The 12,089-nt window shown below is 63.6% G+C and carries 10 protein-coding genes; 4 read left to right on the top strand and 6 right to left on the bottom strand.

The window, feature by feature from the left end; genetic code table 11:
• Positions 1-2 precede the first annotated feature (2 nt).
• From FVE66_RS05810 to nhaR, 3 genes are all read right to left on the bottom strand, one after another.
• A complete protein-coding gene (locus tag FVE66_RS05810; protein WP_151446481.1) occupies positions 3-1,568 on the bottom strand; it encodes an ABC transporter substrate-binding protein in 1,566 nt (521 codons plus the stop codon).
• 101 nt (positions 1,569-1,669) lie between these two features.
• Complete coding sequence (locus FVE66_RS05805) at positions 1,670-2,461, bottom strand: PRC-barrel domain-containing protein (RefSeq protein WP_151446480.1); 792 nt, start codon at positions 2,459-2,461, stop codon at positions 1,670-1,672.
• A gap of 85 nt (positions 2,462-2,546) precedes the next feature.
• Positions 2,547-3,473: a transcriptional activator NhaR gene (nhaR, locus tag FVE66_RS05800; RefSeq protein WP_151446479.1), complete on the bottom strand. Its 927-nt coding sequence runs from the start codon at positions 3,471-3,473 to the stop codon at positions 2,547-2,549.
• Positions 3,474-3,635: 162 nt separating this feature from the next.
• Here nhaR and FVE66_RS05795 point away from each other — a divergent pair, with 162 nt between their 5' ends.
• Genes FVE66_RS05795 through FVE66_RS05780 form a run of 4 tightly spaced genes read left to right on the top strand, consistent with a single transcriptional unit; the run spans position 3,636 to position 9,815 of the window.
• Positions 3,636-4,850: a TolC family protein gene (locus tag FVE66_RS05795; protein WP_151446478.1), complete on the top strand. Its 1,215-nt coding sequence runs from the start codon at positions 3,636-3,638 to the stop codon at positions 4,848-4,850.
• Complete coding sequence (locus FVE66_RS05790) at positions 4,850-6,037, top strand: efflux RND transporter periplasmic adaptor subunit (protein ID WP_241673045.1); 1,188 nt, start codon at positions 4,850-4,852, stop codon at positions 6,035-6,037. Before FVE66_RS05795 ends, FVE66_RS05790 begins: the two co-directional genes overlap by 1 nt.
• Entirely contained in the window at positions 6,034-9,147 is a 3,114-nt protein-coding gene (locus FVE66_RS05785) for an efflux RND transporter permease subunit (RefSeq protein WP_151446477.1), read from the top strand. Before FVE66_RS05790 ends, FVE66_RS05785 begins: the two co-directional genes overlap by 4 nt.
• Before the next feature lie 56 nt (positions 9,148-9,203).
• On the top strand, positions 9,204-9,815 hold the full coding sequence (locus tag FVE66_RS05780; protein ID WP_151446476.1) for an NIPSNAP family protein: 612 nt from the start codon (positions 9,204-9,206) through the stop codon (positions 9,813-9,815).
• Positions 9,816-9,932: 117 nt separating this feature from the next.
• Here FVE66_RS05780 and FVE66_RS05775 read toward each other — a convergent pair whose 3' ends face one another.
• From FVE66_RS05775 to FVE66_RS05765, 3 genes are all read right to left on the bottom strand, one after another.
• Positions 9,933-10,388 (bottom strand): MaoC family dehydratase, encoded by a 456-nt coding sequence (locus FVE66_RS05775; RefSeq protein ID WP_151446475.1) that lies wholly within the window; start codon positions 10,386-10,388, stop codon positions 9,933-9,935.
• Positions 10,389-10,398: 10 nt separating this feature from the next.
• Positions 10,399-10,869 carry a MaoC family dehydratase gene (locus FVE66_RS05770; RefSeq protein WP_151446474.1) on the bottom strand — a complete coding sequence of 157 codons (471 nt, stop codon included), beginning with the start codon at positions 10,867-10,869 and terminating at the stop codon, positions 10,399-10,401.
• A 73-nt stretch (positions 10,870-10,942) separates the two neighbouring features.
• Positions 10,943-12,082: an acyl-CoA dehydrogenase family protein gene (locus FVE66_RS05765; RefSeq protein ID WP_151446473.1), complete on the bottom strand. Its 1,140-nt coding sequence runs from the start codon at positions 12,080-12,082 to the stop codon at positions 10,943-10,945.
• Positions 12,083-12,089 lie beyond the last annotated feature (7 nt).

Genomic DNA, 12,089 nt, shown 5'->3' with positions numbered 1-12,089 from the left:
CGCTATTCCGGCCGGAACTGGTGCGCGAACGTGAACTCGTCGACGCGCGCCGTGTATTTCAGCCCTTTGCGCATCGCCCATGTTGCGGTCTGGTGGTGCATCGGAATCACCGCGTAGTCTTTCAGCGCAACGGCGGCAGCCTGGCGCGCAAAATCTGCGCGCTTGGCCTCATCCACGGAAGCCAGCGAAGAACGGACCAGTTCATCAACGGTCTTGTTGCTGTACTTGCCCCAGTTCCAGCTGCCCCAGCCCGTTTCCTGGTTGGGGGTGCCAACCAGCGTGCGCAAACCGAAGTCCCCGGCCAGCGTGCCCCAGCCCAGCATGGCCATGCTGAACTCGCCGCTGCGGGCGCGGCCGAAATAGACCGACAGCGGCAGCGTCTCGACCTTGGCCTGTATGCCGACTCGGTTAAAGAACTGGGCCACCGCCTGCACCACTTTTTCGTCATTGATGTAACGGCCCTTCGGACCGTGCAGCGTCATCGCAAAGCCGTTCGGATATCCGGCTTCGGCCAGCAGCTTCTTCGCGCCTTCCGGGTCGAACGCCTCTGGCTTGAGCGTGGTGTTGTACCCCAGTATGCCCGGCGACACGATATTGGACGCCGGCACCGCCAGCCCTTCCATGATCCGTTCGGTCAGTGCCGGGCGGTTGATTGCCTTCGACAAGGCCTGCCGTACGCGAATATCGCGCAGCGGGTTGGCTGCCAGCGGCTTGCCGGCCTTGTCGGTGACGAACCGGGTCACGCTGGAGGACTGATCCATGTGCCAGAAAATCGTGCGCCAGGAAGTGCGCTGCGCCAGGGTGAACTTCGACTGCGCCTTCAGCTTTGCCAGGTCGGCGGTCGGTACGTTCTCGATTGCGTCGACGTCGCCCGCCATCAGCGCCGCCAGGCGGGAGGCGTCGCTGCCGATCATGCGGAAGCTCACCTTCTCCCACGCCGCCTTGCCGCCCCAGTAGCTGTCATTGCGGCTCAGGTCGATGCTCTCGCCGGGGCGGAAGCTGCCGAACCGGAACGGACCGGTTCCGACCAGCGCCTTGCCGCTGTTGAAATCCTCGGTGGTCGCGTTCTGCGCCGCCTTTTTCGACACGATGTAGATGGTCGACAAATCAAGCGGCAATGGTCCGTAAGGCGTGGTGGTCTTCAGCCGCAGCGTATGCGCATCCACCACCTGCTTGCCGGCGATCTGCCGGGTGTAGCTGGTAAATGGCCCCGGGCTGTTCTTCAGCGTCGCCGGACGGTCGAGCGAAAACACCACGTCGTCGGCGGTGAAGTCGCTACCGTCATGGAATTTCACGCCCTGCCGCAGCTTGACCTCCCAGGTCGTCGCATCAACTGCCCGCCATCCGGTAGCCAGTCCCGGAACCAATCCGCCGTTATGGTCCACATGCACCAGCGCGTCGAACAGATGCGATGAAAACGCCACGTTGGGCGCGATGTTCAGGTAGTGCGGATCGAGGGTGGAGACCTCCGCGGCCAAGCCTATCCGGAGCGCCGCCGCATGGGCGGAGCCGGCCATTACCGCTGCGGCGACCAGAGGGAGCAGGAACTTGCTGAAGGCAGGAGTCATGAGCGGGCCGGAATCGTGTTGGAAGATGCGATTATTTCACGTTCCAGCCCATGCCGTCCCGTCATCCCTTCGTCCCGTCATCCCTTCATCCCGTCATTCCCTCACGAGCGCATCGCCTTGTCGCCGCCTTCCGGTGCAGGCCTCACGGTGCGCTGGTACAAGTCCTCCACCGCCTCGCTCTCCGGCGGATGTCCGCTATCGTACTCAGTGCTGTGCTCGATCTCATCCCGCGTCGCCCGTACCCGCACCGTTTTTTCTTCCCAGCTCAGGCCGCGAATGCGTGCCGGAGAGATCAGCACATGCCGCCCCGGCAGCCAGTCGCGCGTGTCGACCACCATCAATCCTATGCGCCAGTCGCGCTCCTCGAACAGCAAGTCCTCCACATGACCGACAGTGTCGTCGCTCGCCTGTATCAGGTAGCCGAGCACCTCGTCCTTGGAGCGCAAGTGAGGATCGCCTTCTGCCCGCTGCTCGTCGACCGGCTGGCCCGCCAGCTGGCCGGTGGCCGGATCCCAGGGAATCGGATCGACCAGCATCGGAAATGCCGTATAGCCCCAGAGGTAGGGGCCGGCCCAGTAGCGCGGAAGGCCGTAGTAACGCGACAGCGCCAGTTCGTGCTGGCGCGACACCGGCAAGGCACTGTCCAGCCCGGGACTGTCCTCCACCTGCCTGCGCGTCAGCTTGACCCGCAGGCTCTTGTCCTTCCAGTCGATGCCGGTGACCGAGGCCGGGGACAACAGCACGTTGCGCCCCGACAGCCAGCCGCCGGTATCCACCTCGAAATACCGGATGGTCCATTTCTCGTCGTCAAAATAAATGTCCCGCACGTGGCCAAGCTCGCCATCGGTGGCCGCAATCGTGAATCCATCCAGTGCTTTCAGGCTGCGCAGCATGATCTCCTCCTTGTCATGTATTGTTAGGACTACAAAACCAGCCGGGAGTTGCCGCGGCCTTGCCAGGTGGACCGCAGCACTGCCCCTATACTGCGCCCACCGCTGGGGCGCGCTTGCCGAACACCTCCTGCTGGGCAATGCGCCGAATGGCGACGATGGCCGGATGCGTCAGCCGCCGCTCGGTGGTCAGCCCGTACAACTGCTCCTTCACGCCCGCAATATCGCCAACCGCGCGTACGTTGTACTGGGCGCACACATAGTCAGCGATTGCCGAAGGGGCGACGAACAATCCGACACCCGCCTGGGCGAACGCCCCCAGCAACGCGCTGTCGTCAAATTCGCCGACGATCCGCGGTCGCAATTTTTGCGCCGCAAACCACTGTAACAGCTTCGAACGCACCAGCACTTCCGCGCCCGGCAGCAGAAAGGGTGCACGCTCCAGCATGGCCGGAAACTCCTTGGGCAATTTCTCCAGCAAGCGTGGGGCGCCGAATACCGTCAGTCCGCTCTCGCCCAGCAGGTGGCTGTAGCCGCGCACATTCAGGCTGTTGGGAATCGGCCGGTCGGCAATCACCATGTCAAGCCGGTGCACAGCCAGTTCCGACAGCAAGGCGTCAAGCCGCCCTTCACGGCAAATCAGATGCACCGGTTCGTCCAGGTAAAGCGTCGGCTCCACCACCCGGAAAGCGATCAGCTTGGGCACCGAATCGGCAACGCCCAGCTTGAAGCGCACCACCGGCTCACGCGTCTGGTCACGCATGGCGTCGACCAACTCCTCGCCGAGCGAAAAAATGCCGTCCGCGTATGTCAGTGCGCGGCGGCCGGCATCGGTCAATTCGAGCTGCCGCCCGACCTTGTGGAACAGCGCAACGCCAAGACTTTCTTCGAGTTCGCGCAACTGGCCGCTGATCGATTGTGGCGAAAGAAACAATTGCTCACTGGCACGGACGATGCTTCCCGCCTTCGCGACCATCCAGAAATAACGCAGGTGCTTGTAGTTGATGCTGGCCATGAATGCCTCAGCTTTTTCGATGAATCTAACAAGTATATTCGGTTTGTTGGATGTATTTCAAATCGTTACCATGAAGCCTTACCCGAAACTTCGAGCAAAATGAACACACTCAGGCGATCCAGGAGCCTCCCAGGCGCGCTAGCTGCAAAAGCGGCGCTGCTGATGCTGGCGACCACACTCACCTTCACCGCCAGCCGCGCCAGCGCCAACAGCGCCGACAGCGGGCTGTACACATTGCCCCAACTGATCGAGCTGGCGCAAACGCAAAATGCCGGCCTGCGTGCCGCCAACCAGCAGGTCAGGAGCGCAGAAGCAGGAATCGAGACGGCGCGTGCCCTGCCGAACCCCGAAGTCGAAATCCTGACAGGATCGCAACGCGCTCGCCTGGCGGGTTCGATCGAGGGCAACACGCGCAGCCTGTCGATCACGCAGCGCCTCGACCTGCCGCCCCAGCGCAACGCCCGCATCAATGCCGCCACCGCAGGGCTGACAGCAGAGCAGGCCCAGCTACGGGCCACGCAGCGCGAGATGATTCGCAACCTGAAGCTGCAGTACTACGAACTGCTGCGGCGACAGGCGGAGCTCGACGCAGCCGAACAGGATCTGGTTACCTCGACCCAGATCAATGAGCGGGTATCAGTGCGGGTGAAGTCCGGCGAGGCGCCCCGCTACGACATCATCAAGGCCGATGCCGAACTGCTCAATGCCCAGAAACACGTGCAGGGCGCACGCCTGCGGGTAGCAATGGCCAGGGCCATGCTGCGCAAGGCTGTCGGCGCACCGATGGCATCCCGCTTCGACGTAATCCCGGATTCAACTCCGCTGCCAGAACTGCCCAAGCTGGAGCGGCTGCGGCAGGAGACACTGGCCACCAATCCGGATCTCGCGCGCGACCGTGCGCTGGCCGAACGCGCCCGCCAGCAACTGGCATTCGAGCGAGCCGCCCGGCTGCCGACCGTGGCCTTGCGGGCCGGCTACGACCAGGATCCGGAGGTGCGCGGCGCGCGCCTGGGCGTGACCATGAGCATTCCGCTGTGGGACCGGCGCGCCGGCCCGATTGCCGACGCCACCGCCCAACTGAACCGGCTGCAACTAGAACAGGAGCAGCGCGAATTCAGCCTGCAACAGTCTCTCGAAGCCGCCTACCAGCAGTACGAAATCAGCCGCAACCAGGTGGCCGCGCTAGAGTCCGGCATCCTGCGCCAGTCTGAAGCAGCACTGCGGGTGGCCGAAGCCGCCTACAGATTTGGCGAACGCGGCATCCTGGATTACCTCGACGCGCAGCGGTTCTACCGCAGCGCCCGCAATGAACTGATCGCAGCACGCTACGAAGTACGCGCTGCGCTGATTGAAATCGAACGACTCCATCGCGAATGATGACTCCTGAACTTATGCGCCCCTCCCCTTCCGCGCTGCGCCGCGGCCTGCTGGCAACCGCCATGCTGCTGGCGCTGGCTGCCTGCAAACCGAACGAACCGGCAAAGCCGGCAGCCAGCGCCGCCGCTGCCGCTGATCCGAACCTGGTGCAGGTCAGCGCCGACATGCAGCGCCAGCTGAAGATCGCGCCGGCCGCCAACGCGCTCATCAGCCAATCCGAACGCATTGCCGGGCGCATCGACTTCGATGAGCAGCGCGTGGCACGCATTGGCGCCAACGTCACCGGCCGCGTGACCGAACTGAAGGGCACCCTCGGCCAATCGGTGCGTGCCGGCGACCTGCTGGCCCAATTGCACAGCGCCGAGCTGGGCGCGGCCCAGCTGGCCTATCTGCGCGCCCGAGCGCAGGTGGATCTGCACCGGCGCAATGTCGAACGCGCCAAGCTGCTGCTGTCAGCGGACGTCATCGGCGCTGCAGAATTGCAGAAGCGGGAAAGCGAACTGGCGATTGCAGAAGCGGAAACGCGTGCCGCAGCGGACCAGCTACGGGTGCAGGGCATGACAGCGCGCGCAATCGAGGCTATCAGCAAGACCGGTGCCATCAACTCGACCTCGCAGGTAGTGGCTAGCGCCAGCGGCATCGTGGTCGAACGCAAGGTCGCGCTGGGACAAGTGATACAGCCGGCGGATGCCCTGTTTACCATCGCCGACCTGTCGCGGCTATGGGTGACCGCACAAGTGCCGGAACAGCAAATCGCCGGGATCCAGGCCGGCCAGACGGTGTCGATCGAAGTGCCGGCGCTGCAGAATTCACGCCTGACCGGCAAGCTGGTCTATGTCGGTGACACCGTCAATGTGGAAAACCGCACCGTGACCGTGCGCACCGAGGTCGACAACGCCGACCGTAGCCTGAAGCCGGCCATGCTGGCCACCATGATCATCCGCACCCGCCCGGTCGAACGGCTGGTCGTGCCGTCAGCGGCAGTGGTGCGCGAGGACGACGAAGACCATGTGCTGCAGGAAATCTCGGCTGGCAAGTACCGGCTGGTAAAAGTGAAGCTGCTGCCGGAGCAGGACAAGCTGCGGCCGGTCGAAAGCGGCATCAAGGCGGGTGACCGGGTCGTCATCGAGGGCGCCTTCCACCTGAACAACGAGCGCAAGCGCATGCAAGCAGGTGGCCAGTCGTGATCGAATCGCTCATACGCAGTGCGCTCAACCAGCGCCTGGTGGTGGTGGTGATCGCGCTCGCCCTGATGGCGTTCGGCTTCCGGGCTGCGCAAAAGCTGTCGGTCGACGCCTTCCCGGATGTCACCAACGTCCAGGTGCAGATCGCCACCGAAGCGCCGGGCCGCTCGCCGGAGGAAGTCGAGCGCCTGGTCACGGCCCCGATTGAAATTTCGATGACCGGCTTGCCGGCGATGACGGAAATCCGCTCGTTGAACAAGGCCGGCCTGTCGCTCATCACGCTGGTGTTCACCGACCAGACCGACGTCTATTTCGCCCGCCAGCTTGTCATGGAACGGCTGATCGAAATCGGCGCCCGCCTGCCCGCCGGCGCCGTGCCGGTGCTGGGTCCGGTGTCGACCGGACTGGGCGAGGTCTACCAATACACGCTGGAGCGTCCCGACGACGCCGGAAAGAACCTGTCGGTCGAAGAGCTGACCCGGCGCCGCAACACCCAGGACTGGGTGGTGCGTCCCCTGCTGCGCTCGATCCCCGGCGTAGCCGAGATCAATTCGCAGGGCGGCTACGTCAAGCAATACCAGGTGCTGGTCAATCCGGAACGGCTACGCCACTACGGCCTGTCGCTGCAGCAGGTCTACCGCTCGCTGGCGCTGAACAATGCCAACTCCGGCGGCGGCGTGCTGCCCCAGTATGCCGAGCAGTACCTGATCCGCGGCGTCGGCCTGATCAAGGACATGGACGACATCCGCAGCATCGTGCTGAAGGAAAGCGAAGCGGTGCCGGTCACGGTGCGCGACGTGGCCGAAGTCACGGTCGGACACGAAGTGCGGCAAGGCGCGCTGGTCAAGAACGGCGTCACCGAATCGGTCGGCGGCATCGTGTTGATGCTGCGCGGCGGCAATGCCAAGGAAGTGGTGTCGCGCATCCAGGCCCGGGTCAAGGAAATCAATGCCAAGGGCATGCTCCCCGACGGCCTGCAGGTCGTCTCCTACTACGACCGCTCGGAACTGGTTGACGCTGCGCTCAAGACCGTGGTCAAGGTCCTGATCGAAGGCGTGATCCTGGTCGTGATCGTGTTGTTCCTGTTCCTCGGCGACGTGCGCTCCTCGCTGGCAGTGGTGGCCACCCTGGTGCTGACGCCGCTGCTGACCTTCCTGGTGATGAACCGATACGGACTATCGGCCAACCTGATGTCCCTGGGGGGCCTGGCGATCGCCATCGGCCTGATGGTCGACGGCCCCGCGGTCGTGGTGGAAAACGCCTATGCCCATCTGGGCCGGCCGGGACACGGGCGCAGCAAGCTGCGCATCATCCAGGGCGCGGTGATGGAAGTCGCCACGCCAGTGATATTCGGCATCGGCATCATCATCCTGGTGTTCCTGCCGTTGATGACCTTGAGCGGCATGGAAGGCAAGATGTTCGCGCCGCTGGCGTACACCATCTCCATCGCCCTATTCATTTCCCTGCTGCTGTCGCTGACGCTCACGCCGGTGCTGTCCTCGTTCCTGCTGAAGGTAAAGCAGGGCGAAGGGGAGCATGAAACACGGCTGATCAAGGCGATGAAGAAGCCCTACCTGCCGGTATTGGCGCGGGCACTGGCAGCGCCCAAGAAGACCTTCCTCAGCGCGCTGGCCGCGTTCGTGGTGGCGCTGCTGATGGTGCCCTTCCTGGGCACCGCCTTCATTCCCGAGATGCGGGAAGGATCGATCGTGCCCGGCATCAACCGCGTGCCCAACATCTCGCTCGAAGAATCGATCAAGATGGAACAGGAGGCAATGCGGCTGGTGATGACGGTGCCGGGCGTGAAGTCGGCGGTGTCCGGCGTCGGCCGCGGCGAGTCGCCGGCCGATCCCCAGGGCCAGAATGAATCGACGCCTATCGTCAGCCTGAAGCCGCGCGACCAATGGCCCAGCGGCTGGAACCAGGACGACATCGCCGAAGCGATCCGCAAGAAACTGCTGACGCTTCCCGGCGTGCAGATCGTGATGGCGCAGCCAATTTCCGACCGCGTCGACGAGATGGTGACGGGGGTACGCTCGGACGTTGCGGTCAAGGTATTCGGCGACGATCTCGACGTCCTGAAAAAGACAGCGGAAGAAATCGAGCGCGTGGCCAAGGGCGTCACCGGTGCCTACGACATGCGGGTGGAACGCGTCAGCGGCCAGCAGTATCTGTCGATCGACATCAACCGCCAGGCCATCGCGCGCCTGGGCATCAATGTGGCCGACGTGCATGACGTGATCGAGACCGCAATCGGCGGCAAGGTGGCGACCGAAATCTACGAAGGAACGCGCCGCTACAATGCGGTGGTGCGCCTGCCGGAAGGTTTCCGCAACAACGTCGAAGCAATCCGCAATCAGCTGATCAACTCCCCGCGCGGGCTGCAAGTGGCGCTGGAGAGCGTGGCCGATATCCGGATCGAGGACGGTCCGGCCCAGATCTCGCGCGAATCGGCACGGCGCCGGATCGTGGTGGGCGTCAACGTCAAGGATCGCGACCTCGGGGGCTTCGTGGCCGAGCTGAAGCAGCAGGTCGAACGCCAGGTGAAAATGCCGGAAGGCTATACCATCGAATGGGGCGGACAGTTCCAGAACATGGAGCGGGCAATGGGCCACCTGAGCATAATCGTCCCGGTCACCGTCGCTGCCATCTTCTTCCTGTTGTTCCTGCTGTTCGGCTCGATCCGGCTGGCATCGCTGATCATCATGGTGCTGCCATTTGCATCGATCGGCGGCATCATCGGCCTGTTCGTCGCCGGGGAATACCTGTCGGTGCCAGCCTCGGTCGGGTTCATTGCGCTGTGGGGCATTGCGGTGCTCAACGGCGTGGTGCTGGTGTCGTGCATCCGCAGCCTGCGCCTGAACGGCATGGCGCTGCTGGAAGCCGCGCAGAAAGGCGCCGTGCTGCGCTTCCGGCCGGTGATGATGACGGCGACCGTCGCCATGCTCGGGCTGATTCCCTTCCTGTTCTCGACCGGCCCTGGCTCCGAAGTGCAGCGCCCGCTGGCCATCGTGGTGATCGGCGGACTGATCACCTGCACGCTGCTGACGCTGGTGGTGGTGCCCGCGCTGTACCAGTGGTTCGACGACATCGACGATCCCGCTCCCAACTGAGCGCGGCCTGAAACTGGCATACTCGTGGCTTTCCCCCGCCACGAGTATTCGCCACCATGATCTACGAACTGACGACCCTGACCACGGCCGCTGCCAGGCTCAAGGATGTTGTATCCGCGCTCGACGCCGCCGCGTCCGCCTGCCCGGCCGAACTGGTCGCCGCCTGGACCACCGAAGTCGGCCGCGTGAACGACGTGTTGCTGCTGCGACGTTATGACGAGACCAGCAGTGCATCGGGGCCGACCGAGTTCACCCCAGGCGGCAAAAACTGGCTGAGCGACGTCTTGCCGATGACGCAGGACGTGCAGATCGAACAGTTCAGGGTAGTGCCCTACATGACCCCGCCCTCGCCCGGAAAAGCCGGAGCGATCTACGAGATGCGCAGCTATGTCTATCGTCCCGGGATGCTGGACGAACTGCTGGAGACGTGGAAGGAACCGCTGTTGAATCGGACGCAGGTCTCGCCGGCGCCGCTGGTGATGTATTCGATCAATTCACGCGCACTGCGCTTCATTCATCTGTGGGTGTACGAGAGTTACGACGATCGCCTTCGCATCCGTGCCGGCGAAGTGGCGAAAGGGACATGGCCGCCGCCCGGCGGACGTGCGCGCTGGATGACCCAGGAGAATTCCTTGCTGGTGCCGATGGGGTTCTCGCCGATGAAGTGATTGGCGCGATTCGATTTCCACCGCAGCAAGAGCGTCGATGGCTGATCGACTTTGTAGCTCCCTCCCCTGGAAAGGGAGGGAGCATTCGTGGTCTGGGCCGGAAATTACCCTATCAGCCTAAGCGTACCGCCTCGAAATAGACTCCGCCACGCACACCGGCTTGTCGCTACCCTCACGCTCCACCGTCACCAGCCAGGTCACCTGTGCGCCACCGGGGATGTCCTCGACCGACTGCAGCGTCATCCGCGCCCGCAGCCTGCTGCCGACCGGCACCGGTGCCGGAAATCGCACCTTGTTCAGGCCGTAATTCACGGCCATCTTCACATCCTTCATCTGCACCGCGCTGTTCATCAGCCTCGGCAGCAGCGACAGGGTCAGGAAGCCGTGGGCGATCGTGCCGCCATACGGCGACTCGCGCCTGGCCCGTTCCACGTCCAAGTGGATCCACTGATGATCGCCAGTCGCCTCGGCGAATGTCTGCACCTGTTGCTGCGTGATTTCCACCCAATCCGAGACGGCCACCTCCTGCCCGACCAGCTCCCGCAATTCCCCCAATGTTTCGATTACCCGCATTCCCTGCTCCTTACGCTTGTTTATCTGATTTCGGACGGCAGCCATACATGCCGACCGCCTTGATGGACACTACTTTTTCCCCGTGCTGGTTCCACGCATTCCAGTCGCTGCTCATGAATCCGCGATCCGGCTTGCTCGCCGACGCCCGCACCGCCGTCACCACCATCTCGGTCCGGATCTGGTCGCCGGGACGCACCGGCTTCAGCCAGCGCAGCTCATCGCAACCCGGCGAGCCCATCGAATCGACCCTGGCCAGCAGGTTGTCGCACATCAGGCGCATCATCTGGCTGCAGGTGTGCCAGCCGCTGGCGATCAGGCCACCGAACACTGATTCGCGCGCAGCCTCGGGCTGGACGTGGAATGGCTGGGGATCAAAGCGATTTGCGAACTCCAGTATTTCTTCTTCACTAAAGCTGAATGAGCCAAGCTCAATCTTCTGGCCTACGTAAAAATCTTCCAGATACATTTTTTCAGATGACATGCAGTGTCCGTTTGCTCGCTATTTGCACTTTATTTGATGAAATTCCGTTGTCTGGCTGGCGAATGCGCAGCCATCAGGCCGCGTCGCGAAAACCAGGCTGGCTGGCGAAACGCGACAGATGATAGTCGGTGTCGCCCAGTGTCAGCTCGATCATCGACAGCCGCTTGAAGTAATGCGAAGCCGGCATCTCGTCGGTGACGCCCATGCCGCCGTGCAGCTGTATCGCCTGCTGGCCAACATATTTCAGCGCCTGCCCCACCCGCGCCTTGGCTGCCGACACGTTGCGGCGGCGTTCGACCGCATCCTGCCCATCGACCCGCACGGCGGCCAGCGTGGCCATCGCGCGCGCCTGCTCCTGCTGGATGAACATGTCGACCATCCGGTGCTGCAGCGCCTGGAATTTTCCGATTGGCACACCGAATTGCTGGCGCGTCTTCAGGTAGTCGAGCGTGGCCGCGTTCAGTGCCTCCATCGCACCGACCGCTTCCGCGCACAACAGCGTCGTGCCGTAGTCGACGCCGGCATCGATCATGTCCCAGCCCGCGCCGGCGGCGCCGAGCACGGCGTCGGCCGCCACCTGTACGTCAGCAAAAACGATATCCGCTGCCCGCTGGCCATCGATCGTGCGGTAATCCTTTACCGTCACGCCCGGCGCGTCAGCGGCTACCACGAACAGCGAGATGCCGTCCTGCTCGCGCGGCTGGCCGCTGCTGCGGGCCGAGACCAACAGCATGCCAGCCTGGGCGCCATGCACGACAACACATTTACTGCCATTCAGCAGATAGCCGCTGCCGGCCGGCACGGCCCGCGTTTCAATGTCGGTCAGGTCATAGCGCGACTGCTTTTCGTACAGCGCGCAGGCCAGCCGCAAATCCCCGGTCGCGACCCGCTCCAGCAGCGATTCATGGCCGCCTGCCAGTTGCAGCATGCGCGCGCCCATCGCGGTCGCCAGATAGGGCTCCACCACCAGCGCGCGGCCCAGTTCCTGCATCACCACCAGCATGTCGACCGCCGTGCCGCTGAAGCCGCCCTGCGCTTCCGGCACCGGCAGCGCAGTCATGCCCAGTTCGACCAGCGTGTTCCATGCATCGGCGGAAACGCCGGACGGCGAATGAATTATTTTCTTGCGCTGCTCGAAGCCATAGTCCTTCCCGGCCCAGCGCCGCAGCGCATCCGCAAACTGCTTCTGCTCTTCGGTGAAGTTGAAGTCCATGCTTTCC

It is taken from the genome of Lacisediminimonas profundi, assembly GCF_008831265.1.
Classification (GTDB): domain Bacteria; phylum Pseudomonadota; class Gammaproteobacteria; order Burkholderiales; family Burkholderiaceae_D; genus Lacisediminimonas; species Lacisediminimonas profundi.
Note: the sequence above shows the minus strand (reverse complement) of the source record. Positions and strands in the feature narration are given on the sequence as shown.